The following is a 25732-nucleotide window of genomic DNA, read 5'->3' as shown; positions in this document are numbered from 1 at the left end:
TTCTACCATATATCTTGAAAGGCAACAACTATAAATAATGTTATATGTGGGGTATATTTCATGCCGTCTTCGGCATATATAAATAAAAAGGCCATTTGGAGGCAGGAAATATGCATTTTACTGACAAGGATATCTTTTATACAGAGTTGAAACGGCTGGAGGATGAATACAGACGATGCCCCGAACCACAAATCCGGAATTTGATACATGAAGATATAATGCTGATTGAACAAGCAATCGCGACAGCTGAAAAACAATAATGAAAAAGGCGGAAAACAATGAAATGTTTTCCGCCTTTTTTTAGTTTTCTTGATTCTTTTGGACCGGCTGATCTACGGTAAGATCCTGTTTCTTCACGCGTTCACTCAAATATTTAACATAGCGGTGATCGGTGACAAGGAAAGCGAGTTCTTCCCGTTTCAATTGTCTTTCAGCTTCTTCGAATGATTCAAAGCCGATTTCTGCTGGCTGCTGATTTTTCATGATATAGTACTTTCGGTTTTGCTGAACGATAAGGAACTTATCATTTTGCTCATTTGCATACAATGTTCCAAGATCATTTTTCGGCACGTTGAATCGATTATCTATCGCATCCGGTCGCAATGTCTGCAGTTCGAAAGCTTTCTTTACGAACAATTCAAAAGCATCTTCGGTCAATGATGCTCCGGACGCTTTTTGATGTCCGCCGCCGCCGTAGTTGCCGGCAATGGCTGATACATCGACATCATCATGGATTGTACGGAGACTTAAGCGTTTTGTCCCCATCATCACCATGACAATCAAATCAAGATGCGGGAACGTTTTGCCTAAATCATTGCCTAATTCAGAGAGATAGGACTCTGCATGGACGACACCAGCTAAATATGTATCTATTTTGACAGGAACGACTTGTTTCCTTTTTTTGCGGATATAACGGGCTGTCTGGGCATCCTGCACTTGCAGCAATTTTTCTTCCAAATCACTGAAAACAAACGTGTCATCCTGCTGTAAGCGATCAATCATCTCATCGGCAAATTCTTCGATGCTCTGCAGGAAGAGAAGGGCATTCAGCTGTTTGGCAGCTTCATTCTGCCGTTTTTCCCATTCCCATGTATCATATTGGCGGATAAGCTCGACAAATTCGCTCACCGCGTTTGTTTTCTCCAAATGACCTTCATTCACCAGGACGTCATACAGCATACTTGTTGCTGAAGTCTGCTTTCCATCTTCTTGCTTTGTCTCAATCCATGCCCAATCGTGGGCATTCAGATGTTCACTTGTCTTGTGATGGTCGATAAGGCGGGCCTTTCCGCCGGATTGGATGAATTCGCTGATGGCAGCTTCATTCTCTTCATTCACTGCCAAATCCGTCACCCATAATTCTTTCTCATGCTGGGTTTCATCAGCCAGGAATTTCTTTACTTCTTCATTCAGACTGCTGATGGAGTTATAGCGGATATCAACTTCCTCCCCAAAAGCGAGTGTCGCCAAAATACCACAGCCGACACCGTCCAAGTCATTATGCGTCAATAGTTTGTACATCTCTTCACCTCAATTACTAGTATTAGTATAACCTAGTGGAATTATCGGCTTCAAGCGTGATTGTCTGCTACTGCTCTTGTTTGAATAGTCGGAATCGGTGAAGGAGGAGCAAATAAAAGGTCGCAGATACAAGCAATACGCTGCTTAGCAGTACATATCCATTTGTAATATAGGAATCCAGCGTCATATACAAGAAAATTGCGCAGGATGCCATACAGGTGATGGCCAATAGCAATTTATAGAACCGGGCAAAACTGAATGGGAAACGGACTGCCTGATAAAGACTCGCAAAGTGCAGTACCGTACCCAGTACTTCCCCTAAGTTCAGCCCGAGAATGACACCATTTACCCCCATGCTCGGCTGCGAAGCAACAAAATAGATCATCAGCAGACTCGCAAGGGCAGCAATAAGATTGTTATACAGGACAACACTGCTTTTACCGATCCCGATCAGCACCGCCTGGAGCGGAATCTGTAAATAGCTGAGCATAAAGCAAAAGATCATTTTTTGGATGAGCAGGCCCGCTTCTTCCGAGTGATAGAATAATCCAGTCAGATCGGGCGCGAAGAAATAAAGGAACAATGCCCAAGGAATGCAGATCATCATGGTGACATTGATCACCTGGTTTATATTGCTGTACATTTCTTGGAATTGACGCCTTGCATATAAGTCACTGATGGATGGGAGCAAGTTTGTCGATAAGGAATGGGTGATGAATGTCGGGACGAATACGAGCGGCATCACATATCCCATCAAAAGACCATATGTTTCGGTAGCCGTCTCGGCAGTAAGTCCGGCAGTTAGAAAACTGTGCGTGATGATGATCGGCAGCAGTACACCTGCGAAGCTATTGACCAAATGGCTGCCGGTATTCGGCAATGCAACCTTGATCAAGTCACGGGTATGCTGTTTCCCGTCACGAACGAGATCACCGATGATATGGAAAAAACGCCACTTGAATTCCTTTTGTCTGTTAAAAGCGATCATCAAAACTCCTAACGATATCGCTTCCCCGATGACCATGCTGATTACAGCACCGGCAGCAGCTACGCCGAGTCCATACGGAAGCAGGTATTGGACGAGCATGTATGTCACAACAAGCTGCACGCTTTGTTCCAAGATCGAAGCGAATGCTCCAGGGGACATATACTGTTTCCCGTGGAAGTAACCTTTCAAAATGGACGATATCGCGACTATCGGGATGATCGGGATAATCGCTGTAAATGTGTAGATTGCCCGCTCATCGGCAAATAAAATGCCAGGAGCAAAGTGAAGAACACCAAATAAAAACAATGATGTGATGACACTTAACGTACTTGTTATCAAAAAGGAGAGAGAAAGGACATGCCGCAGTCTTGTCCGATTATTCGTCGCATTATTTTCTGCCACAAGATTGGCGACCGCCACTTCGAGCCCAAAACCAGTGACCGCAATCAAGAGCCCGGTAATCGGCATTGCCATCATGGCAAGCCCGATTCCTTCCGGTCCTAACAGCCGTGACAAAACGATTCCGTTTATGAATCCAATCAGCTTGCTGTAGCAAGCTGCCACAGCCAAAATGATCGTACCTTTTAATAATGATTGTTTCCCCACATTTGTCACCTCAACTTGTCCATAGTCTAGATGTATGTGGAGAAGAGGATGTTTATGTCATGGAGGAGCGCTCACTGTCAGATGAGGCACAAAGAATTTTGTTCTACAAAAAGCGATTGGAGGGACAGATTGACAGTGTTTACGAAACAGGAATTGAAAGAACTGATAGCAGGCAACGTGATAGGAGACAGTTTTCCATACATTACAAAAGACGAGGAAATGATTGAAGCTCACATAAAACGTTTTTTATCATCGGATTAGCCGCATACCAAACATCGTCTGTGAAGCGGAGTGGAATCATTTCGGAAGCGGATATGCGTCTTATATTGAATTTTTCTGCTACAGAAGAGAAGATGTCAAAGTCGTTATCGAAAAGAATGGACATCGGCAAGAAGAAATAACAGGCGTTCTCCTGGATATTTGCCGTCTCGCACCAGTCGCAATGATGGAGGAAGAGGATTGTAATAAAAGAATCCGGACCGATACAAATAAACAATTAGCTAGTGCTATGGCACACTGCTGAATGGCCCGAACGTTTGTTCATCAGCGAGAAGCTCCGCCCATTAGCATCCAACTGCATACCGCTTTAAGGGAATTTGATGTTATGCAGTTGGATGCCGAAAATGTACGGTCTTCTTTGTCTTTTCAAACGACCATTCCAACAATCTATCGAACCCGGAAATTACATCATGATGGATGCTATCTTTTATTGGGAAGATTATCGCGAACGAAAGATAGACAGAATTAGTTTTGGCTATTTTATATATCGAATTGGAACAGCAAATAGTGCTATCAAAATTCAGGGCGATTCATTTATTCAATGGGTTGCCCATTTTTTCTTGCATTTAAAGATAATAGCTTGTAAGCAGCATTTTATTACTAATTGAAGGGATTTTGATAAAAAAACTGACAAGCGCTAGGTAAGATTCCGTATTGATTTCTCCTAACTTTTACTCCTATATGACTGTTTTTCATAAAGGTTTTGACACCAAGCGCTCTCTCAATTACCATAAAAATCAGAATTATTAATCAATTAAAAAGGGGGGCTATACATTGCCGATTTCCGAAATCATGAATAGCGGGATTCTCTGGGTATTCTGTCTGCTTGTCGTCAGTATCGTCCTTTTCCAAGGGGTCGTATTTGTCAGGTCAGCTTACCAGGCTAGATCCTCAGTTGGTATGACCGAGCAGGAAGCCAGGAGTGCTATGAAAACCGGTGCTATCGCCGCCATTGGTCCTGCACTGGGGAATATCATCATTGCAGTTTCGCTGATGACGTTGATCGGTAACCCGCTTACCATGATGCGCAGTGCGATCATTGGTTCGTCCGCTACAGAATCTCTTGGTGCTCAGATGGCCTCAAGCGCATATGGCACAGAGCTTGGATCAGCTGACTTTGGTCCGGAGGCGTTCACAACAATTGCTTGGACACTATGCATCGGTGGTACTGGCTGGCTGCTCGTTACATTCTTCTTCACAAAGTCACTTGGTTCTTACCAAAAGAAAATCACAGCAAGGAAAAACGGGACAAAAAAGATGGTAGTCATTTCGACGGCAGCCATGCTCGGTGCCTTCGGTTACTTTGCCGCAAATGAAGCGGTAAAAAGCAGTGGTCATACTCTTGTCATTCTTACAAGTATCGGAATAACGATCGTTACCTTGCTGGCAGCAAATAAATTGCAGAAAAACTGGCTGAAAGAATGGGCTTTAGGATTTGCCATCGTCGGCGGTCTGACAGTCGGCTACTTTATCGGATAAGAAAAGGAGGGGAAAGAAATGGCCAAAACAGCCGAACAGATAGCAGTGCAGGAACAGATGATCGAAACGCAGGAGCAGACGTTTGAAGCATTCCAAACGAATGCTCACTTTTGGGGCAGGCTTACAATCGGCTGTGTCATCGTTTTATCGGCGGCATTGCCGCTTTACCTATCATTCGTTGAAGGTTATCACCCAGGATGGCAAGCCATTTTCGCTGCCTTTGTAGCGTATATCGCCCTGGTAGGCTTTGCCTGGGTGATAGAGCCTGTGAGTTACTACGCGACTCTTGGCGTTTCCGGTACTTATTTGAGTTTCCTCACCGGGAATATAGCCAATATGTGCTTGCCATCTGCGGCGGCTGCACAACAGGTCATCGGCGCAGATCCCGGTACAAGGAAAGGAGAAGTGGCTGCCACATTGGCGATTGCTGCTGCCAGCTTCATGAATATAGCTGTACTCATTCCAGTAATTTTGGCTGGTTCCTATATCCTTTCTGTCATACCGGAGTCCGTCCAAGCAGCATTCACATATATCATTCCTGCCATCTTCGGCGGTATGATCGCGCAATTAGCCATGAAGAAACCGCTTTTTGGTGTCATCGGTATCGCCTTCGGAATCCTGATGGCACAACTCCCAATCCCCGTCTTCTTCAAAGGGTTGGTGTGCATGTTTCTCACCGTTATCATTTGCGTTCTTTTGGAAAATTACCAAACATCAAAAACTACGACTGAAGGAGAGATGATTCATGAGTAAAAAAGAATTGCTTGGGATTCTCCAAAAGCTGGGGAATGTCACAGGAAGCCTTGCGCTTGATATCTGGCAAAATCCTCAAATTGCTTATGAGGAAACGTATGCGAGTGAAGCTCAGAAGGAAGTTCTCTCCGATGCGGGATTCCGTATAACAGATAAGATTGGAGGGATGCAAACAGCCTTTTACGCAGAATACGGGCAAGGCAGTCCGGTCATCGGCATCCTCGGTGAATTTGATGCCTTACCTGGTCTGTCCCAATCAAGTAAGCCGTATAAAGATCCCGTCACAGTGAATGGTCCTGGTCACGCCTGCGGTCATCACCTGCTCGGAACTGCCGGTGTAGAAGCAGTGTTGGCTTTAAAGGAACTGATCGGTCAAGGCAAGGTGAATGGCACAATTCGCTATTATGGCTGTCCGGCGGAAGAAGTACTCTCCGGAAAGACTTTCATGGCAAGGGAAGGGGTATTCGACGATCTGGACTGCTGTCTCACCTGGCACCCAGGTACCAGTAATGTCGTTCAGAATTACAGTACGCAAGCAATGATTTCGATCAAATTCCGTTTCCATGGTGTACCTGCGCATGCAGCGGGTGCTCCGCATGCGGGACGAAGTGCGCTGGATGCAGTGGAAATCATGAATATCGGTGCTAACTATCTGCGGGAGCATCTGGTTGACGGCACTAGAATTCATTATAGCATCACAAACGGCGGCCAAGCGCCGAACATCGTGCCCGATGAAGCGGAAGTCTGGTATTATCTGCGCGGAGCCAATCGGGATCAAGTCGGGGATATGCTTGGCCGGATGCATGATATAGCTAAAGGGGCAGCATTGATCACAGGCACGACAACATCTCATGAACTTTTGGCGAATTGCTATCATATGCTGACCAATGATACGTTGGATACATTGAATTACCGCAATATGGAGGATTATCCGATGGAAAGCTTCACTTCCGATGAAGTTGCTTATGCGGCTATTTTGCGAAAATCGATGGATCCAAAGCTGATTGAAGCATCACGCCGCCAGTTGCAGCTTGATACAAATGATATATTGCCGACGAAGAACTTCTATGACATGTCAATGAAAGGTACGACGATGCCCGGGTCGACAGATGTTGCCGATGTCAGCTGGATCACACCACTTGCAAGTATCCAAACGACTTGCGGTCCGGTTGGCACCCAAGTTCATGCTTGGCAAGCCACAGCTGTATTCGGAACGAGCATCGGACTAAAGGGGATGCATTATGCGGCACGCATTATGGCTTTGACTGCATACGATCTTTTGTCTGAACCAGCTCTCGTGGAACAAGCAAAAGCGGAGTTTACAGAGTCCACTGCCGGCAGTCCTTTCAAAACTGGTCTAGATGATAGTGTATTGGCGCCAGGAACAGAACGAAAAGAGCAATTGATTTAAGTGGCATTGACTTCCAAATTAATTTTGGTATACTGAAAGTACTAAACACGAGAGGATGATGGGTGGACAATGATTGACTAATCTTATTTTTTCACGAATTGAAAAGTCATTTTCAACGCGTACAAAATAGGATTAGTCTGCCCATCTTCAACATTAACGGAAACACACTGCCCTTAGGGCATGTGTGTGCATTTCTGGTACGGCTAATCCTTCCAATTCATTTTGGGAGGATTTTTTTCTGTCCTCCTAACATTAAGGAGCGGATTTATATGAAAGAACTAATCAAATTACAGCAAGTCAGTTATTGTTATGGTGAACGCCCAATATTACAAGGAGCAAATGCAACAGTCCATAAAGGTGATATCATTGGGATAACTGGGAGAAATGGCGCTGGAAAGAGCACATTATTGCAGATTTTGGCAGGAAATAAGGAAGTGACAGAGGGGTTCATATGGAAGAAGGATTCAATTGAGATAGAATTGGTCGAACAGGAAAGTGACAGCTATTCCACTGATTCATTTCAGTCTGAAGCAGCTATTTTACTCGGTAAGTGGCAAGTGCCATCCGTTTCTTATCCCAAAATGAGTGGTGGGGAGAAACTGAAAGCAAGACTTGCGAACGGTTTTTCGAGTAAAGCGGAAATTTTACTGTTGGATGAACCAACCAATCATCTAGATGAAGACAGTGTCAACCTTTTGATAGAGAAAATCAAAAAGATAAACAAAACGATATTGATTGTTTCACATGACCGCTATTTTCTAGATGAAGTGTCATCAAAAATATGGGCGATTGAAAATCAGGCGCTTCATACTTTTGCAGGGAATTATACTGCATACACAGATCATCGTCACAAGGAAAAAGCGGCGCAGCAGCATGCCTATGAAAAACAGCAAAAGCGTATTCAGCAAGTCGAAGGACAAATCGCTTCCCTGCAAAACTGGAGCACAAAAGCGCACGCCCAATCCACCAAACAAGAAGGCGCAAAGGAATATTATCGTAAAAAAGCTAAACGGATGGATAAGGCTGTGAAATCGAAACAAAAGCGACTTGAAAAAGAATTGGCAAAAGAAGAAGTCCAGGCAGTTATGCCGGAAAAGAGCATTTCCTTTGATTTGAAACATTCCAAGAAGAGCGGCAAACGATTTTTGGAATGTAAAGATGTATCCAAACGATATGATAAAAAAATACTCTTCCAAGATGCCAATTTTACAATCAAGCACGGGGAGAGAATCAGCCTTCAAGGACCGAATGGAAGCGGAAAAACAACCTTCTTCCGTATGATTACCGATAATGAACCTTATACAGGAGAGATTTGGATTTCCCCAACAGCAAACATCGGTTATCTTTCACAGGATGTATATGATTTGCCATTGGAAAAGTCCCCTGCTGAAATTTTTCACCAGGATACGTTCGCAGATAGGGGAAAGGTTCAGACACTGTTATTTCATCTCGGTTTCGAAATAGAAAGCTGGACGCTGCCGATCGCGGATATGAGTATGGGAGAACGCGTGAAATTAAAGCTCATGCAGCACATCTTGGAAGACAAGGATGTATTAATGCTGGATGAACCGACAAATCACATGGACTTACCATCCCGCGAGCAGCTGGAACAAACACTGTCAGCCTACAGCGGCACGCTGCTGGTTATCTCGCATGATCGTTATTTCCGTGAAAAAGTAACCGATATACAGTTGAAAATACAAAATGGTAAGATGAGTAAAAATATAAGTACAGCAGCTGAAACAGACACAGATGATGATATTCTGCTATTGCAACTGGAAAATGAGCGTCAGGAAGTACTGGGTAAGCTGAGCATGCTGACAGCAGCCGATCCGGAATACGAGAAATTGGATGATCGGTTTATGGAACTGACCAATATGATCAATGCGTTGAAGAAGTAGAGGGGGTTGAATAACTATGTTATAAAACGTTTGGTTCACGTTCCAAGCGTTTTATAACATATAGGAGTAAATCGGTACGAAACAGCATTAAAATATTCATACGAAGTTTACATAAAAATTAGGCAATAATACTAAAGCACTTGCTAGTGTAATTTACGTTACCGTCGCGATTTTATTAAGGATATTGAAGTGAATGTGTTGGTTTCAGCAAGAGACAAGTATTAAATTTTAATATGCAATTGTTAATAAACTGTAATTTAATACCAAAACACTTGATAACGTCGATTTTCATGTTTTATACTGACGTTGTGTTTCTTTTAAAAGCATCTAAGGGGTGGGATAATCAAAAAAACAATTTTATTCGCGCCAGAAACATTCAATCTCGCTGAAACAACCAGGTCGATCGAAGTCGCAAAGAAAAGCGCTGAACACTTTACATGTGTCTTTGTCGGCTATTCCGAGAAATATGCTTATTTGATCAAGGAAGCCAATTTTACCTTCATCCATTTAAAACCACATCTAAGCGAGCGGGATATAGACCAAATCATGAAAGTGGACCAAATGAAGGGAATAAGGCATCCATTCACCTACAAAATGCTTAAAGCTCGCATCAGCAGCGAAAAGAAAATCATCGAAACGTATCGTCCTGCTGCAGTTGTAATCGGAACTACATTAAGCATGTTCATCTCAGCTAGGGCATGTCATACTCCACTCATCTACATAAAGCCTTTTGCTTATACAAGAACGTATTTTCTAAAAGGACATCTAGAACTCCCCTCCAGTTTAAATAAAACTTACTTTCCGAAAGAATTACTCAAAAGAATCTACACAAAAACAGCTCTGCGCATCACTTACAAACCAAGAGCCTTTGTAAAAATTGCAAAAGAAGAAAATGTTTCACTTCCAAAAAGCACCATCGACGCACTGGATGCGGATCATAATCTCATCACTACGATTCCCGAATTAAGCGGCGTTTATGATTTACCACGTAATTACACGTATATTGGTCCTGTTTTTGCCAAGCTGGAAAATCAGATACCTTCCTTCTTAACGAATCTCCCAAAAAATCGTCCGGTGATTTACTTTGCCATGGGGAGCTCGGGAAGCAAGGAAATGATTATCCGTGTATTGAAGGCGCTGGAACAGCTCCCATACACCATCATATGTCCCATGAAAGATAAGTTGGGCATGCTTGAAGAAAATGTTGCCTGGAACAGTAATATTCATCTCTGCGACCTGCTGCCCGCACATAAGTTAGCCGGTTTGATTGATTTGTCCATCATTCATGGCGGAGAGGGCACGGTCCAAACCGCCTGCTTATCCGGCAAACCATTTATCGGGATCGGATTGCAGCAAGAACAGCTTGCAAATATACGTGATTGTGTTTTATACGGTAACGCGCTCGAGCTTAAAAAGGGGCATATTGCTACAAACAGCTTGGATAGGTTAATCAATTACGCACTCCAAAGCAGCAAGATGCGAGAACGCGCCATTGCAATGCGAGAGCTATTAAAGGATATAGATGGTCCAGAAAACGCAGCAAAATTCCTAGTGCAAAAATTCTATTAAACAAATCCGGAGGGTGAAAAATGATTACCAATGAAAAGGTTTCCCAGATTATCATGCAGCATTTAGCCGATATTACCGGTTACGACAAGCTTGAGATATCATATACAAGTTCTTTGGTGAATGACTTGGGTCTTGATTCCATGATGATAATGGATTTTCATCGTCTATTGCTCATGGATTTTCCAGAGATTAAAACAGTCGATTTGGAAGTTGTATTCCAGCAAGAGGACACTACGGTCAAAGACATTGCATTGCTGGTTCGCCAAGCAACAGGGATGGACGTTGATACCGGGTCCAGATCAATTATTGAAGATTTTCCTGAAATCCATGACTTTCACCAATTCTTACAAACGAAAAAGACGGTTCCGTACTTCAGGAAGAGTGAGGGAATTGCATCCAATAAGATTATAATCGATGGGCAAGTGCTTTTGAATTTTTCCACATACAACTACTTGGGTTTAAATGGCGACAGTGAAATAAACGAGACTGTTATGGACGCTATCTCCCGACATGGAACGAGTGTTTCCGGCAGCCGGCTATTATGCGGGGAAATAGGTATACACCGCGAGTTAGAGCGGAAGATTGCAGACTTTATCGGTACGGAAGATGCCATCATCCAAGTAGGAGGTCATAGTACAAACGTGAATACAATCGGGAATATCGTCAATGAGGAGGATTTAATCCTTCATGATGCATTATCCCACAATAGCATTATACAAGGTGCACTACTCTCCAGAGCTAAAAGAAAGCCATTTAAGCACAATGATATGCAGCATCTTGAAGAAGAACTGAAGAAATTGAGAACTAAATTTCGCCGGACATTGATCATTGCAGAAGGCGTATATAGCATGGACGGGGATATATGTAATCTACCAGAGCTTATCCGGTTAAAAGAAAAATATAATGCAATACTCATGGTCGACGAAGCTCACTCCATTGGAACGATTGGTAGAAACGGGCGCGGTGTAACAAGTCACTTTGGGATCAATCCTGAAAAAGTAGATATTCTCATGGGGACACTGAGTAAGTCGCTGAATAGCTGCGGGGGCTATATCGCCGGAAACAAGAAGTTCATCAATTACTTAAAGTATAACTCGCCCGGTTTCATTTTCAGTGTAGGCATGACGCCTTCCAATGCCGCGGCGGCTTTAGCTTCTTTGATGATATGTGAACGAGATGGTTATTTATTTGAACAATTAAAAACCAATCATACACATTTCCTGGAGGGGTTGAAGAAATTAGGTGCTGATACAGGGGAGAGCTCCCGTACCCCAATCATACCACTCATTACCAGGGATTCAGATAAGGCACTTGAATTCGCCGAGTCACTTTTCCAACAGGGTGTGAATGCAATGCCCATCGTTTATCCTGCCGTAAAAGAGAGCGAAGCTAGAATCAGGTTTTTCATATCCGCGGCCCATACTATTGAAGATCTGGATGCATCCTTAGAAATCATTCGAAAAAATATGCCCATCTTAACATCTGAAAAAGACATACTTACCATCAATCCATAAATTCATTGATAATAGATATTTTTCCCGTACATGTCTTAAAGTAAGGAGGGGTGTTTCTATATGGAGTTTAGTCAGCTGCAAATGAAGCGGCAAGCGTACAATACATCTCAATATCATAAAAAAACAATTGAGAAATCACTTCGGATGAAATTTTTAATAGGAGCAGCCAAAACATTTGGCATCAGGAAGACTCCACTATTTCAGCTTTTGGTTTTTTCTAAGATTAAGAATTACATTAGATTCATGACGTTAAGACAGATTTATATGAATTTTGATCCTGTCAGTAGCATGCATGGTTTGGCCATGCATGCGGATATTTTTCAATCATTCATGGCATTGGCAAGCAATTTGGATTTAGTGTCCCAGCATGAAGACGGATCTTATACTTTGAATGAATCATATCTATTGGAGAGGGAAGAAGCACAAAAACTTCTCGATTTTTATGATGGGCACCATTCCAAAAGCGTAAGTTTATTACACAAAGATTATCTGTTCATAGAGAACACGATATCAGCTGATCCCAAAAGCGGTTTAGGAAAAATCATGCATACGAAAGATATGCAGTATGTAAGGGAGGTATTGATCTACCTCCGAGAACTAAATGGTCTGAATTTTTATTACAAAGTGCACCCCAGTTTTTCAGAAGAATTTTATACGAACCTAGGTGAGTTAGCCTTTCATACGTATACAAAGGATAACTTTAAAAGATTTTTGCTTGATAAAGAGTTTGAATCCGTGTTGGACATCGGTTGTGGAAACGGAAATTATATCGATGTTTATCGAGAATACAGTAAACAAATCATCGGTGTAGAACGTCAAGAAAAGGTTTATGAAAAGCTGAAGCTCAAGTATAAAAGTGATGCTGATATTGCTTTGTATAATGACGATATACTTGATATCCACTTTGATCAGCAGTTCGACATGATTAATATGAGCTACATGCTTTTCTACTTAACTTACGAACAGAAATTAGACCTCTTTTACAAACTCAAACAAATCCTGCATAAGAATGGCTGTATCGTTATTTGTCAGTATTATCCTGATTTCGAGATAAATCAAGAATTGATAGCACGACACAATAAGAAGTGGAACTTGTTATCCAGATATAAATTCGATATCTGCAATAGCATCCTTCAAGGTGAGGTACTTCTTAACAATATGCTGGCAGACTTTGCGCAGGCGGAACGTTGGGATATATTTTTGACATTATTAGATTCATGCGGGTTCCAGGTAAGTGCAATCACTCCTGCTGATGACACTTACTATTCTTACTTCATTACTATTACACATAAAAATGGAGGCTAACATGATTAAAGCTAATAATATCGTTAAGATTTATAACCAGCATAAACAGAATGAGTTAAAAGTATTGAACGGCATTGATTTGGATATAGCAGAAGGGGAATTGTGCACAATCATCGGCAAATCAGGCTCGGGAAAGAGTACACTGTTAAAATGCTTATCGGGACTGGAAGGAGTGACTTCTGGACAAATCTTGATAAACGATCGGGATATTCAAAGTTTTACAAGTAAAGAGACCAATGAATTCAGGAGAAAGGATATTGCCTTTGTTTTTCAGGAATACAATTTGATAGATGACCTTACACTCCATGAGAATATATATTTGGAAAATGAGCCGACAGAGACCATCGAAAATTTAATTGATACTTGGGATATCCGAAAAGCAATCAACCTATTCCCAATGCAATGTTCCGGTGGTCAACAGCAAAAAGCTGCTATACTACGCGCTCTGGCAAAAGAATCAAAAATAATATTTTGTGACGAACCAACAGGCGCGCTGGACGGCAAATCTTCACAAGAAGTGTTGACGGTGCTTCAAGCTATACAGAAAAGTCATCGGAGCACAATCATACTTATCACACATAACGAACAAATCACGAAGATATCGGACCGGGTCATTACAATCCATGATGGCAATAAAATAAGTGATCAAAAAAATGTAAACGTCGAGTTGGCGGAGCTTTTGGAATGGTGAATCCGAGCGCGAACAAAAAGTTGAATAAACGTATATTAAGAAGGATTTCCAGATACAAATTAAAGTTATTGATACTTTTCCTCGTTGTCTTTGCAACAACTGGTATTTTCGTAAGCTTCTTTGTCGGCACCAGCAGTGTATTGAAGTCTGTTCATGAATTTAATAAAGACTTTGCAGTGGAAGACGGTATATTCATGACAGAAAATAAGTTGCCGGCATCGGATGATATATCTTATGAAGAAATGAAGTATGGCGAAGTACGATATGATGGCAAGACAATTCGTGTTTTCTCTGTGAGAGAGAATATTAATAAGCATCAAGTAACCAGCGGGGAAGAATTACAAGAAGAAAATGAAATTTTATTGGATAAGAACTATCTAAAAGCAAATGGACTGGAAATCGGAGATACAATTGACCTTAACAATAGGGATTTGACCATTGTTGGTTCCGCGATATCCCCTGACTACATAACAACAAAAAACAGCGATATGGTTCTGCAAGCAAATTCAAATAAGTTTGGAATAGCCTTCGTGGACAACCAAACCTTCCAGTCTCTTTTTGGTGAGAGTTTTTCTACTTATTATGCGTACTCTAGTGATCTGGATGTGCAAGATATTTCCGAGAAAGTAGAACCTGCTTATATTAATGATTCCAAGAATAATACCCGAATCCAGCAAGTTATCGGTGATGCAGAAGCACCCCGGGATTTGGCGTTATTATTAACATGTCTTTTGTATTTAATTGTAGCGGTACTTCTAAGTGTCTACCATTTCGAGGTCTCAAAGAAGGAATCGGGCAACCTAAGTACTTTTGTCAAGCTGGGATTTCGTAAAGCGACACTTTACAAGCATTACTTGACTGAAACAACAGTGACCCTCTTTTTGGCTTGGGTTACAGGTGGAATTGCAGGTATAGGGTTCATCGATACAATCAAGCAAATGAATAATCAGATATACAATTATCCCCTTTTGGAAACGGATTATTCGCTTCTTGCGCTATGTCTCATTGCATCCTTTGTTACTGTTATGGTACTGAACTTGATCTTGGTTTATCGATTTTATATTAAACAGCGTAAGTCAACCAAAAAAAGGCCGAAATCGATCAACAAATCATACTCCAATCTGCTAAAGTGGATTCCTTTTTCATACCGGTACCGTTTAAAGAGGATCAATAGAAACAAAAGTGAGATGGTATTGTTTGTTTTGCTTATATTCTTTGTCGGTTTGCTTATTAATTTCTCATTTTTATTAAAAGATTCCGTAACCCAATATGTAGAAGACTTAGCAATTGAGAATACATTCGAAGAAGTACTATTTCTGGACTCATCCAATGAAGTGGAAGCGGAGGGCGAAGAATTCGAATTGTATAAGCTATATGATGAAGAAGGCATCACACAAAGTGTGTATGTCATAGGATCCGATTCAGAGCATTATGATTATGGTCTTACATTGGAAGATGGAGATGTCATCATCACAAAAGCTTACGCGGACAAATATAACAAAAACGTCGGTGATGACATAACACTGACCGATGTGTCGAATGAAAAACAATATAGTTTCCAGATTAACAAGGTGAATGCATCAAGTACTGTCAGCAGCATTTACATGGTTTCTGACAGTCGGGACTTATTTGATGACAGAACGTATTCCACTCCTGCAGTGGCATTGGCTGAGCAATATACTGACACTAATGATAGCCAAATCGAAGCGAAGCTGAGCCGAGATGAAATCATCACATCAGGAGAGAATATATTGAATGTGATAAACAAGCAGATAAGCCTCATTCTGGCTTTAGCCATCGTTCTGCAATTCACCCTACTGTATTCTTTATTGGAGTTCAGTTTCCAGAACAGTGTGACATCGATCAGAACCTTAAAGCTGGAAGGCTATGGTTTACGGGATCTTATGCGAATGCATTTCTCCTTAAGTATCCCGATTGCCCTATTATGCATCATCGGTTCCTATTATATCTCGAGGATCGCAGTACGGATCTTCCTGGATCAGATTATGTATGATTTCGTTAACTTTGTAAGTGTGACAGACAGTTTACTGATCATACTTTCAAGTAATGGAATGATTATTTTAATCTTCATATTCTTCTTACTTAGAATGAGGCCAAGATTAAGAAAACTATAACAATATTCGGTGAAGGGCAGGATGATCGTGAAAAGAGTTGTCATAACCGGGATAGGCTTAGTGACGGCAAACGGTATTACCAGAAACCTTACATGGGAAAGTGTTTTAAATCTGGAGAACGGATTGGTTCCTTCACCATATGACAACACTGCATTTATCGGTCGTGTCGATGATCTGTTTAACGAAACATTGACTACGAAAGATAAACGCTATATGGACCGGTGTACGCAAATGGCACTGGTTGCATCCAGAGAGGCTCTCCAGGACGCAAATTTGCATATAAATGAAACAAATAGCGAGGATATTTCTGTTTATGTGGGCAGTTCGGTTGGAGGCATACAGGCTCTGGCAGATGAGTTTGGTACCGCAGCAGTAAAAGGTGTCGACCATATGACAATGCTCGTCATACCGCGAAATCTGATTAATATGATCCCGGCTAATATTAGTATCGACGCTAATATTACAGGGGAGACACTTGCCTATGCCAATGCCTGTGCCTCTGGAACCATTGCAATCGGGGAAGCTTTCAAGAAAATCCAGTCCGGAAATAAAAAGATAGTAATTGCCGGCGGGGCAGAGGCTTGTGTTATTCCTCAAGTGATTGAAGCATTCAGGAAATTGCGGGCACTAACCAATTCCAAGACTCTGGATCAAGCAAGTGTACCTTTTTCAAGAAATAGATCTGGGTTCGTGATGAGTGAAGGTGCTGCGTTTTTGGTACTTGAAGAGATTGAACACGCAAAAGCACGTGATGCCAGTATCTATTGCGAGATAGAGGGTTATGGATGCACTTCCGATGCAAAATCATTGTTAGCTCCTGACCTTAACGGTGTGAGTCGATGCATGGCCAATGCCCTAAAGGACGCTGGTGTACATGAAAGTGAAGTTGAATATATAAATGCACATGGCACGTCCACAAAACTGAATGATTCGACGGAATCAGCTGCCATTCGAATGCTATTCGGCGATACACCATGCGTGTCATCAACCAAATCGCTCAATGGTCATGCCTTGGGTGCAGCGGGAGCCATTGAAGCAGCTTTATGCTCGATGATGATCAAGAACAGAAAACTGATACCAACCATAAATGTGACAGCAGATGCTATAGATGAAGGCATCGATATCAATCTCTTACTCAATAAAACGAAACAATATGAAGGTGGGAAAGTATTAACAAACTCTTTTGCATTTGGAGGTCATAATGCATCATTACTATTAGCTGATTATTCATGAAAATATACTGTCTCAAAATTGACCTGGACGAAGATAAGGAATTTACTGAAACTGATATGCTGATGGAATACAATAGTCTGCGATTAAAGTGTGTAAAAAACTTAGAGAGAAGGCATCATATTATCTATGGTGACCTTCTGCTGCAGTACGTAGCATACTACGAGAGAGGTATACACCCAATCACCATTTATCGTGGCAGGCATGGAAAGCCTTATATTAGAGAAGGGGGCTGCTATAATATCTCCCATTCAGGTAATTGGATCCTTTGCGCATATGACGAGCAGGATGTCGGTGTGGACATCCAGCCTTATATAGACTGCAATGCAGATCTAGCCAAGCACTACTTTGCGGAGGAGGAATCAGCCTATTTAGCTGGGCTAACCGGCAAAGAACAAATAATTTACTTTACGGATACTTGGACTTTCAAGGAAAGCTATATAAAGACGAATGGATTAAGTATATTTGATGTGAAAAACGATAACTTTGCAGTATATCGTCCGAATTATTTTATCCCGGGTGATGGAATCATCCGAAACAAGAGATATCATTTTGTGCGCGGATTCCTGGAGGATTACAGCTGGTGTGCCATGGGAGTCCATTGTTTTAATGATTACAAGCTGACGCGATTGAGCAAGGTGGAACTAATTCAGGGGGTGCGAGATCTCCATTACAGGAGTTTAAAATGAGAAGCGATCATATGCACATGCATTTTCAAACAATTTATAAACAAAGAGAGGCTTTTTTTGCTGAAAATCGCAATATCCAGGACACGTTTTGGGAAAGACCAGTCAGTGATAAGTGGTCTTTTGGAGAGACATATTATCACTTATATTTGATGGTCAAGCGATTCAGGCAATTGAACAGGATTTATTTACCTGCTGCTGTAAAGTTAGCGAGAATGAGAAAGCGTCAATCATTCTCCGTATTCAGCAAAGATATTTATCAAGAGTACAAACAAAAGCACCATAGACCGATGAAAGCGCCTTGCTTCATAGTACCGCCAAAAGAGATACGATATCGTCTGAGCAGTGACCAGTTGCAAAGCAATATAACAAAGGAAACAGAACGTTTAAGGGACATGCTGGCAGGTATCGAGGATAACATTGCGGGTCATATAAGGTATCCAGATCCAATTGCGCACAATCCGAATTTGATACAATGCATACATATTTTGGCCATCCATGAAATGCATCATTTTAAAATTTCGGAAGCATACCTGAAACTATAATTACTTGTAGCGTATTTGAATGTTAGTTATACGGAGTACGAAGAGACGAATAGGCAAAACAAGTTTTCTCTTCATTTTCTAGTTTACATAATATATATTATCGGAAGTAATTGCAAATCGCCATTTCATATCTCAAAAACTAAGTATTCTTGAGATAGTGAGACAAAATAAGAAAATCGGACTGCACAACAAGTTTGCTGCGCAATCCGATCTTAAATTAATCTGCTACATGTAATACGATTTTGCCTGTGTTCTTATTGCTTTCCATATAATCATGTGCATCAGCGATATCTGATAATCGGAATACTTTATCGACAATCGGTTTAATTGCTTGTGATTCAAATAACGGCAATACATTATCGATTAAGTCGGCTGTCAGTTTCGCTTTATAATCGTTGCTTCTTGTGCTAAGTAACGTTCCTTTCACATGTAAGCGTTTTGCAAGAAACGGTGTTATCGTTGCATTTTCAAGTTCTGTACCGCCTAGGAATCCAATCAGTATCAGTCTGCCATCTGTTTTCAAGGTTTTGATATTCTGATCCCAATATGATGCTCCAATAAAGTCTAAAATGATATCCGCGCCCGTGTCGGCCAATTTATCAGCAAAGTCTTCTTTTTTATAGTTGATTGTGATGTCAGCGCCAAGTTCTTTGCAGAAATCAAGTTTTTCCTGTGATCCAGCTGTAACGGCAACTGTTGCTCCTGCTTGTTTTGCCAATTGGATGGCTGCGGTTCCGACTCCACTGGCACCGGCATGGATCAAGACGGTTTCTCCCTGTTTCAGTTCACCAAGCCAATGCAGCGTCTGATAAGCTGTCAGGAATACCTCCGGTACGGCTGCTGCTTGTTCGTAGCTCAAATGCTCCGGAATGGGCATAGCGAGCTTGCTGTTGAGTATGGCGTATTCTGCGTAGCCGCCGGATGGAATCAGTCCGAAGATACGATCTCCTTTTTCCCAGCCGAATGCTTCCTCTCCTACTTCTTCTACTACTCCAGCTATTTCCAACCCTAAAATGGGATCAAAGTCACTGGATGGATAATTTCCTTTTCGTTTTTCGATATCGGCGCGGTTAATAGCTGATGCTTTTACAGCAACGAGGATTTCGTCCGGTTTTATAGTTGGTTTATCGGTTTCTTCGAGCTTTAGTTGATCAGTGCCGCCAAAACCTTGTAGTGTGATTGCTTTCATATCTAATACTCCCTTTCTGCTTTTATTGTCAACCTTTACGGAAAAAAAGTAAATAAATCAGCACTATCCAGAATGGTATGGCCAGCAAGATCCCAATTAACAGTCCTTTGAAGAATTTCATGCTGCTGTACCTCATTTCATGTGCTTTTTCTTATTGATTACCATATGATAAAATTCCTAAACATGCAAAAACCCGGCTCCGTCATCTGGAGCTCGGGTTCTGCACTGCTTGATATACGGGGGATTTTGCTTGGATAGTTGCTAAATAGAAATCGAATAATTCGCTGGATGCATTCGTCCAGGAATGCTTTTCTGCTTCCATTCGAACATTCTTTTTCATTATTGCCACCGATTCTTGGTCATCGAGTTTACCTACTGCCTTGCTCATGCTGCTGACATTTTCATTTTCGAAAAGGAAGCCAGTCTTGCCCTCTTCTATCTGTTCTAATGTCGGTCCGCTCTTAGCTGCTATGACGGGGATACCGGAAGCCATTGCTTCCAAGATGACCAGGCCCAATGTCTCGGTAATGGACGGAAATACAAAGGCATCTGCAGAGGCGAATGCCTGCGAAAGTTCTTCTCCATGGAGAAAGCCTGTAAACAGTGTGTTCGTCCCTTCGAATACCCTCTCCAGCTCTTTTCGGGCAGGCCCGTCGCCAATAATGGCTAAAGCCAAGTCATTCCGCTCATCCAGCAATGGACGAATCTTGTGTATTTCCTTTTCGATTGCCAGCCTTCCCACGAAGATGAGCAGTTTTTTACTGGAATCGCCTTGCAGCAGCCGCTCACGCGTGTGCTGGGAATAATAATCCGGATGGCGCTTCTCCACGTCCACACCTCTCTTCAGAACATGCATGCGCTCAAAGCCATGTTCGTCTAGTTCCTGTTTAATGGCTGCAGAGGTACACAGATTCAAATCAGCTGTATTATGAAGCTTGCGGAAATGCCACCAAAATAATGGTTTCAAAGGTTTATAAAACTTATAATAATCCAGGTATTTCGGTATATGCGTATGATAGGATGCCAACAAAGGCACTCCGCTCTTATGCGCATAATAGATTCCCGCTATTCCGACCAGGGCTGGATTCGCCACATGCACTAGATCAGGCTGGTGCTTCTCCAGCAATGCTTTGATGCGTCTTGTCGGCAAGGAGAACTTCTTGGAACGATAAAATGGCATTGTTACCGTTCCAACGCCTTCAACAAGTGCGCCTTCGTATTCGGTAACACCTAAATCGGGAGCGATGACGACGACTTCATGCTTTTGGCTGCGAAGGAACTTGATTGCTTCAGTGAGCCGGGTGACAACACCGTCAGTCGATGGCAGGAATGTCTCGGTGATAATGACGATTTTCACCGTTTGCTCCTATTTCCACGTAACCGTCGGAAGCACGTTTTCTTTGATTACGCGATCTCTGTGTTCGATCGCAGTCTCCAAAATGCCTCGAAGCACGTCATCTGTAAGAAGATTAGGTTCGAGACCGAGATCGCGGAGGTGTGTATTCACTGCATTATAATAATGCTCCTCTGCTTCCACTCGCGGATTTTCAATGGATGTGATTTTAGGGTCGAGTCCTTGCTCCCGGCTCACTTTCTGTACTTTCTCAGCAAGCTCCTTCACAGAAAAACTTTCCGTGAATTGGTTGAATACCCGGAATTCCCCGGCATCCGCCGGATTCTCTGCAGCGATTTCCACACAGCGGATCGTATCGGTGATATTCAAGAAACCGCGTGTCTGACCGCCGCTGCCATATACAGTGATGTCGTGACCAGTTGCCGCCTGGATAAGGAATCTATTCAATGCAGTACCGAAAACACCGTCATAATCGAATCGGTTTGCCAATACTGGATCGAGCTTCGTTTCTTCCGTATGAAGACCATATACCACGCCTTGGTTGAGATCTGTTGCACGAATGCCCCAAATTTTGCAAGCGAGCATGATATTATGGCTGTCATGCACTTTGGATAAATGATAGAAAGACCCTGGCTGTTTCGGGAATGGCAGCTTATCCTTTCTGCCTTTATGTTCAATTTCGATATAACCTTCTTCAATATCGATATTCGGGGTGCCGTACTCTCCCATCGTACCAAGTTTGATCAGATGACAAGATGGGGCAAATTCCTTGATTGCAAAGAGCACATTCAAGTTTCCGATCACATTATTCTGCTGCGTATAAACCGCATGTTCACGATCGATCATGCTGTACGGAGCTGAGCGTTGTTCTGCGAAATGTACGAATGCATCAGGCTGAACTTGAAGGAATACTTCTGACAGGAAATCATAATGATTCAAGTCGCCTATGTACGTCTTGATCTCCTTACCGGTCTTCTCTTTCCATTTTGCGACCCGCTCTTCCAAGGAATAAATTGGTGTGACGGAATTGGATCGTAGTTCTTCATCATACTTGCGTCTTACTAGGTTATCGACGATTGCTACATCATGACCTTGCTTGGACAAATAAAGCGCTGTCGGCCATCCACAGAAACCATCTCCACCAGCTACAACAATTTTCATGACTCATCCCTCCTGTGACATCAACATTTCTTGGTACGTTCGTTAACAATTATATGCTAACGATGCTGCAATGAAAAACAATATGGTGTTAAGGAAGATTTGAGAATTTGTAAATGAACATGGTGTTAACCGTTAAGCCCGCGATCCAATTTTTTCAATGGCTTTTTCGCTGGCCCTTCGATGACTTCGCCAGTTCCGGTAAAGCGCGATCCGTGACAAGGACAATCCCAGCTGGATTCGGCACTATTCCAATTCACTTCGCATTTCATATGTGTGCATGTTGTATCGACTTGGTGTATTTCGCCGCTTTCATCTTTATAGACACCAAGCAATAAACCATTGAACCGAACCTTGGTCGCTTCTCCACGCTTCAGATGCGGAATATACTCGTAAGGCTGTTCCAATTTACCAATCACAAATTCCTTTGCCACTTCCATTACATTCTTAGTTACACTACCCAAATCCGGGTCGGCGTGAAACCTCGATGGCTGATAAATATTTTTGTAGCGACTGATGCCTGAGTCGATAAGCGACGTAATTTCCAGACCGGCAACGATACTGCTTGTCATACCCCATTTACGATAGCCGGTGGCGACAAAGATATTGTCCTTGCCTTTGCTGATGTATCCTATATATGGAAGATTATCCAATGTGACGATATCTTGTGCGGACCACATATAGATCGGTGTTTCCGTATCCAAATAAGCTGCAAAGTCCGTCAGTTCTTTATAATACGTTTCTTCAGGATATCCTTCGCCTGTCCGGTGAGACTCGCCGCCGATCAGGAGCAAAGTACCATGTTCCTCTGTTTGGATGCTGCGGACGGACCGTGTAGGTGTGTCGGCATTGATGTACATGCCGCCCGGATAGGTATTCTTTGGTTTAGCGGCTACAACATAAGATCGATCTTGATATAATCTGGCAAAGTAGAAGCCCTGTCCATCATAAAAAGGGAAATGGGAGGCTACAACGACTTTCTTACACGTTACTTTCAATCCGTTTTTTGTTACGACGGTCGGATTTTCCCCTTCTTCAATCGTGTCGACCGGCGTTTCTGTATATACTTTCCCTCCATTTTCGAGGAACACTTGCAGCAAACCATTAAGGAATTTCAATGGGTGATACTGGTACTGTTCCTTCATGATCAATGCCTTTTCGACTTCATAGGGAAGCGGTATTGTGTCGGACAGTTCCCCTTGAATTCCAAGCTTTTGATACGCCTTATATTCTGTCTCCAATTTTTTGACGTTCTGCTTTTCCTTCGTATAGATGTAGGCATCCTGTTTTGTCAGATTACAATCAATGTCATGAGCTGACGTTGTCTCCTTGACGAAATGGATTGCGTCCATACATGCTTCATAATGCGTCTTGGCGGTATCCATATTGAAATGCTGGATATATTCATCATAAATCAGCCCGTGCTGTGCTGTGAGCTTTGCTGTCGTATAGCCGGTCGTTCCGCTATAAAGACTGTCTGCCTCGAGAATGGTCACTTGACGCCCTTTTTTAGCTAACATATATCCCGTAACGATACCGGTAATTCCTCCGCCGATAATGACAATTTCACTTTCCGTATCATAACGGAGCGATTCAAGCTTTGGAATATCCGTCTTTTCGCGCCAATAACTTTTATTATGTGTCATCATTAGCCTCCATGTGTTGTAATAACACCATTTTTGCCAAAGAAATGCCGTGTTAATCACATGTTTTTTGTATACGCTATCAGGGAAGACTTTTTTGTAAGGAGGCGGTATAGGGATGAAATGTGTACAAATCGTGGTTGGTGGCAAGGTCCAAGGTGTCGGTTTCCGTTTATCAGCAGCAGAAATAGCCCGTAATCTTGATTTAGTAGGATTTGTGCGGAACGAAGCCGATGGCACAGTTCAAGTGAATGTAGAGGGGAATCCTGAGCATGTGGAAAAGTTCATCAGCGAAATCAGGAAAGGCCCTAATCGGTTTGTGAAGGTTAGGAATGTAGATGTACTATACTTAGACAAACAGCAAGGTTTTGAACGTTTTGAAGTTAGATAAAGCCCGGAAATCAGCCGGGCTTTTTTTAGTCTGCTTTTTTCAGATCTTTAACAGCTGGTCCTTCGATGACTTCGCCACTTGCCCAAAAGCGCGATCCGTGACATGGACAGTCCCAAGTCGTTTCCGCGTCATTCCAGTGAACCTCACATCCCATATGGGTGCATGTGGTATCGACCTGATGAACAATTCCTTCGTTGTCTTTATAGATACCTATCAGTTTTCCATTCCGGCGAATTTTACCCGCTTCGCCACGCTCCAGATCATCAATGGATTTTTCTGTCTTTTCCACTTTGCCAAAGATAAGCTCTGTACCTACTTCGATCATATTTTTTGCTAGAGTCGTGATTCCTTTCACCGCGTCCTGCCGCGCAGGATCATATATGTCGCCGTACAGGCTTATATCGTCCGCTATTAAAGAAGTAATTTCCTTCGCTGCCGTAATGCCGCCTGACATGCCCCACTTGCGGAATGCTGTAGCAACATACAGATTCTGTGTCCGTTTCGTAAGGCGGCCGATATAATAAAGCGAATCGAGGCTCATAAAATCTTCCGATGACCAATTATAATCAAAGTCATCCATATCCAGTTCGGAACGGCCCCAGTTACGGAGGTTGCTGTAATGCTCTTTCAGTTCTTTCCCTTTACCAGTGCGATGTCCTTCACCGCCCAACAGCCATATCGTATCTCCGTTATTATCTTTGGCACTCCTTACTGATCTAGAAGGACTATCAACTGAAATATACATGCCGCCTGGATACGTATACGGGCTTTTCCCCGCCACGATGTAAGATCTGGCAACATCCAAACGTGCGAAGTAAGCGCCTTTGAAATCATAAAATGGGAAATGGGTAGCGATTACGACATGCTTGGCTGTAATGCTGCCCCCATCCTTCAGTTTGACAGTCGCATCTTCCCCTTCTACAATCGTTTCGGCACGTGTATCTTCATAAATCCGGCCATCATTTGAACTGATATATTCTGTCATTGCTTGCAGGAATAGAAGTGGATGGAATTGCGCTTGATTGTCCATCCTTACCGCTTTGCGTACAGAAACAGGCAAAGGGATCTCTTCTTCCAAACCCCCTGGTATGCCTAGTTTCTCATAGGCTTCCCATTCTTTCTCGATCTGTCGGACATTCTTTTTGTCGTCTGTATAGACGTAGGCAGGTTCCACGCTCATTTGGAAGTCTGCCTGCAGGTCTTTTTCTGCCTCTCGTACAAAGTCGATGGCATCCATTGCTGCATGATAATGCGTCCGTGCAGTTCCTTCGCCGAACTTGCTGATCAACTGATCATAAATGAGCTCATGCTGGGCCGTTAGTTTAGCTGTCGTATAACCGGTTGTGCCATACCCGAGTTTCAGTGCCTCAATCAAAATGACTTT

23 protein-coding genes are annotated in these 25732 nt (G+C 42.5%); 16 read left to right on the top strand and 7 right to left on the bottom strand.

The features are described from left to right. Positions 1-110: 110 nt before the first annotated feature. Positions 111-260: a hypothetical protein gene (locus AB1K91_RS06480; protein WP_413088961.1), complete on the top strand. Its 150-nt coding sequence runs from the start codon at positions 111-113 to the stop codon at positions 258-260. A 40-nt stretch (positions 261-300) separates the two neighbouring features. On the opposite strand, the gene AB1K91_RS06475 is transcribed toward AB1K91_RS06480, so the two are convergent. After that, complete coding sequence (locus tag AB1K91_RS06475) at positions 301-1521, bottom strand: DHH family phosphoesterase (RefSeq protein WP_413088960.1); 1221 nt, start codon at positions 1519-1521, stop codon at positions 301-303. 67 nt (positions 1522-1588) lie between these two features. Beyond that, positions 1589-3115 carry a stage V sporulation protein B gene (spoVB, locus tag AB1K91_RS06470; protein ID WP_413088959.1) on the bottom strand — a complete coding sequence of 509 codons (1527 nt, stop codon included), beginning with the start codon at positions 3113-3115 and terminating at the stop codon, positions 1589-1591. A 129-nt stretch (positions 3116-3244) separates the two neighbouring features. Here spoVB and AB1K91_RS06465 point away from each other — a divergent pair, with 129 nt between their 5' ends. The 14 genes from AB1K91_RS06465 (at position 3245) to AB1K91_RS06400 (ending at position 18613) form a co-directional block, all read left to right on the top strand. Continuing rightward, entirely contained in the window at positions 3245-3376 is a 132-nt protein-coding gene (locus tag AB1K91_RS06465) for a hypothetical protein (RefSeq protein ID WP_413088958.1), read from the top strand. A gap of 428 nt (positions 3377-3804) precedes the next feature. Beyond that, entirely contained in the window at positions 3805-4002 is a 198-nt protein-coding gene (locus AB1K91_RS06460) for a hypothetical protein (RefSeq protein ID WP_413088957.1), read from the top strand. Positions 4003-4168: 166 nt separating this feature from the next. After that, positions 4169-4873 carry a DUF5058 family protein gene (locus AB1K91_RS06455; RefSeq protein ID WP_413088956.1) on the top strand — a complete coding sequence of 235 codons (705 nt, stop codon included), beginning with the start codon at positions 4169-4171 and terminating at the stop codon, positions 4871-4873. Positions 4874-4891: 18 nt separating this feature from the next. Beyond that, positions 4892-5626, top strand: a complete 735-nt coding sequence (locus AB1K91_RS06450) for a small-conductance mechanosensitive channel (RefSeq protein WP_413088955.1) — start codon at positions 4892-4894, stop codon at positions 5624-5626. Next, the gene (locus AB1K91_RS06445; RefSeq protein WP_413088954.1) at positions 5619-7037 is read left to right on the top strand and encodes an amidohydrolase; all 1419 of its coding nucleotides are present in this window, start codon (positions 5619-5621) and stop codon (positions 7035-7037) included. Before AB1K91_RS06450 ends, AB1K91_RS06445 begins: the two co-directional genes overlap by 8 nt. 269 nt (positions 7038-7306) lie before the next feature. Continuing rightward, positions 7307-8938, top strand: a complete 1632-nt coding sequence (gene abc-f / locus AB1K91_RS06440) for a ribosomal protection-like ABC-F family protein (protein ID WP_413088953.1) — start codon at positions 7307-7309, stop codon at positions 8936-8938. 546 nt (positions 8939-9484) lie between these two features. Next, positions 9485-10507: a glycosyltransferase gene (locus AB1K91_RS06435; protein WP_413088952.1), complete on the top strand. Its 1023-nt coding sequence runs from the start codon at positions 9485-9487 to the stop codon at positions 10505-10507. Positions 10508-10527: 20 nt separating this feature from the next. Then, entirely contained in the window at positions 10528-12021 is a 1494-nt protein-coding gene (locus AB1K91_RS06430) for an aminotransferase class I/II-fold pyridoxal phosphate-dependent enzyme (RefSeq protein ID WP_413088951.1), read from the top strand. Positions 12022-12081: 60 nt separating this feature from the next. Next, positions 12082-13326: a class I SAM-dependent methyltransferase gene (locus AB1K91_RS06425; RefSeq protein WP_413088950.1), complete on the top strand. Its 1245-nt coding sequence runs from the start codon at positions 12082-12084 to the stop codon at positions 13324-13326. Position 13327: 1 nt separating this feature from the next. Next, positions 13328-14017, top strand: a complete 690-nt coding sequence (locus AB1K91_RS06420) for an ABC transporter ATP-binding protein (RefSeq protein ID WP_413088949.1) — start codon at positions 13328-13330, stop codon at positions 14015-14017. Then, positions 14011-16152 (top strand): FtsX-like permease family protein, encoded by a 2142-nt coding sequence (locus tag AB1K91_RS06415; RefSeq protein WP_413088948.1) that lies wholly within the window; start codon positions 14011-14013, stop codon positions 16150-16152. The genes AB1K91_RS06420 and AB1K91_RS06415 overlap by 7 nt, the downstream gene beginning before the upstream one ends. Positions 16153-16173: 21 nt before the next feature. Next, complete coding sequence (locus AB1K91_RS06410; RefSeq protein ID WP_413088947.1) at positions 16174-17385, top strand: beta-ketoacyl-[acyl-carrier-protein] synthase family protein; 1212 nt, start codon at positions 16174-16176, stop codon at positions 17383-17385. After that, positions 17382-18071 (top strand): 4'-phosphopantetheinyl transferase family protein, encoded by a 690-nt coding sequence (locus tag AB1K91_RS06405; protein WP_413088946.1) that lies wholly within the window; start codon positions 17382-17384, stop codon positions 18069-18071. The genes AB1K91_RS06410 and AB1K91_RS06405 overlap by 4 nt, the downstream gene beginning before the upstream one ends. After that, positions 18068-18613: a DinB family protein gene (locus AB1K91_RS06400; protein WP_413088945.1), complete on the top strand. Its 546-nt coding sequence runs from the start codon at positions 18068-18070 to the stop codon at positions 18611-18613. The genes AB1K91_RS06405 and AB1K91_RS06400 overlap by 4 nt, the downstream gene beginning before the upstream one ends. A gap of 217 nt (positions 18614-18830) precedes the next feature. On the opposite strand, the gene AB1K91_RS06395 is transcribed toward AB1K91_RS06400, so the two are convergent. The 4 genes from AB1K91_RS06395 to AB1K91_RS06380 all read right to left on the bottom strand — a co-directional run bounded on the left by AB1K91_RS06395 (position 18831) and on the right by AB1K91_RS06380 (position 23963). Continuing rightward, entirely contained in the window at positions 18831-19802 is a 972-nt protein-coding gene (locus tag AB1K91_RS06395; RefSeq protein ID WP_413088944.1) for an NAD(P)H-quinone oxidoreductase, read from the bottom strand. Between the two features lie 202 nt (positions 19803-20004). Then, entirely contained in the window at positions 20005-21159 is a 1155-nt protein-coding gene (locus AB1K91_RS06390; RefSeq protein WP_413088943.1) for a glycosyltransferase family 4 protein, read from the bottom strand. Between the two features lie 9 nt (positions 21160-21168). After that, positions 21169-22317 (bottom strand): NAD-dependent epimerase/dehydratase family protein, encoded by a 1149-nt coding sequence (locus AB1K91_RS06385; RefSeq protein WP_413088942.1) that lies wholly within the window; start codon positions 22315-22317, stop codon positions 21169-21171. Positions 22318-22442: 125 nt separating this feature from the next. Continuing rightward, the gene (locus tag AB1K91_RS06380) at positions 22443-23963 is read right to left on the bottom strand and encodes an FAD-dependent oxidoreductase (RefSeq protein WP_413088941.1); all 1521 of its coding nucleotides are present in this window, start codon (positions 23961-23963) and stop codon (positions 22443-22445) included. Positions 23964-24075: 112 nt separating this feature from the next. Here AB1K91_RS06380 and AB1K91_RS06375 point away from each other — a divergent pair, with 112 nt between their 5' ends. After that, entirely contained in the window at positions 24076-24348 is a 273-nt protein-coding gene (locus tag AB1K91_RS06375) for an acylphosphatase (RefSeq protein ID WP_093728425.1), read from the top strand. A gap of 25 nt (positions 24349-24373) precedes the next feature. Here AB1K91_RS06375 and AB1K91_RS06370 read toward each other — a convergent pair whose 3' ends face one another. After that, positions 24374-25723 (bottom strand): FAD-dependent oxidoreductase, encoded by a 1350-nt coding sequence (locus AB1K91_RS06370; RefSeq protein ID WP_489686332.1) that lies wholly within the window; start codon positions 25721-25723, stop codon positions 24374-24376. Positions 25724-25732 lie beyond the last annotated feature (9 nt).

It is taken from the genome of Terribacillus jepli, from assembly GCF_047228925.1.
Taxonomy (GTDB): domain Bacteria; phylum Bacillota; class Bacilli; order Bacillales; family Amphibacillaceae; genus Terribacillus.
This window is presented reverse-complemented; position numbering and strand designations above follow the sequence as displayed.

What these genes read in the sequence shown, in the direction of transcription:
- AB1K91_RS06480 (WP_413088961.1), top strand. Translation starts at nt 111, where the DNA reads ATGCATTTTACTGACAAGGATATCTTTTATACAGAGTTGAAACGGCTG.
- AB1K91_RS06475 (WP_413088960.1), bottom strand. Translation starts at nt 1,521, where the DNA reads ATGTACAAACTATTGACGCATAATGACTTGGACGGTGTCGGCTGTGGT.
- AB1K91_RS06460 (WP_413088957.1), top strand. Translation starts at nt 3,805, where the DNA reads ATGATGGATGCTATCTTTTATTGGGAAGATTATCGCGAACGAAAGATA.
- AB1K91_RS06450 (WP_413088955.1), top strand. Translation starts at nt 4,892, where the DNA reads ATGGCCAAAACAGCCGAACAGATAGCAGTGCAGGAACAGATGATCGAA.
- AB1K91_RS06445 (WP_413088954.1), top strand. Translation starts at nt 5,619, where the DNA reads ATGAGTAAAAAAGAATTGCTTGGGATTCTCCAAAAGCTGGGGAATGTC.
- abc-f (WP_413088953.1), top strand. Translation starts at nt 7,307, where the DNA reads ATGAAAGAACTAATCAAATTACAGCAAGTCAGTTATTGTTATGGTGAA.
- AB1K91_RS06435 (WP_413088952.1), top strand. Translation starts at nt 9,485, where the DNA reads ATGAAAGTGGACCAAATGAAGGGAATAAGGCATCCATTCACCTACAAA.
- AB1K91_RS06430 (WP_413088951.1), top strand. Translation starts at nt 10,528, where the DNA reads ATGATTACCAATGAAAAGGTTTCCCAGATTATCATGCAGCATTTAGCC.
- AB1K91_RS06425 (WP_413088950.1), top strand. Translation starts at nt 12,082, where the DNA reads ATGGAGTTTAGTCAGCTGCAAATGAAGCGGCAAGCGTACAATACATCT.
- AB1K91_RS06420 (WP_413088949.1), top strand. Translation starts at nt 13,328, where the DNA reads ATGATTAAAGCTAATAATATCGTTAAGATTTATAACCAGCATAAACAG.
- AB1K91_RS06415 (WP_413088948.1), top strand. Translation starts at nt 14,011, where the DNA reads ATGGTGAATCCGAGCGCGAACAAAAAGTTGAATAAACGTATATTAAGA.
- AB1K91_RS06410 (WP_413088947.1), top strand. Translation starts at nt 16,174, where the DNA reads ATGATCGTGAAAAGAGTTGTCATAACCGGGATAGGCTTAGTGACGGCA.
- AB1K91_RS06405 (WP_413088946.1), top strand. Translation starts at nt 17,382, where the DNA reads ATGAAAATATACTGTCTCAAAATTGACCTGGACGAAGATAAGGAATTT.
- AB1K91_RS06400 (WP_413088945.1), top strand. Translation starts at nt 18,068, where the DNA reads ATGAGAAGCGATCATATGCACATGCATTTTCAAACAATTTATAAACAA.
- AB1K91_RS06395 (WP_413088944.1), bottom strand. Translation starts at nt 19,802, where the DNA reads ATGAAAGCAATCACACTACAAGGTTTTGGCGGCACTGATCAACTAAAG.
- AB1K91_RS06385 (WP_413088942.1), bottom strand. Translation starts at nt 22,317, where the DNA reads ATGAAAATTGTTGTAGCTGGTGGAGATGGTTTCTGTGGATGGCCGACA.
- AB1K91_RS06380 (WP_413088941.1), bottom strand. Translation starts at nt 23,963, where the DNA reads ATGATGACACATAATAAAAGTTATTGGCGCGAAAAGACGGATATTCCA.
- AB1K91_RS06375 (WP_093728425.1), top strand. Translation starts at nt 24,076, where the DNA reads ATGAAATGTGTACAAATCGTGGTTGGTGGCAAGGTCCAAGGTGTCGGT.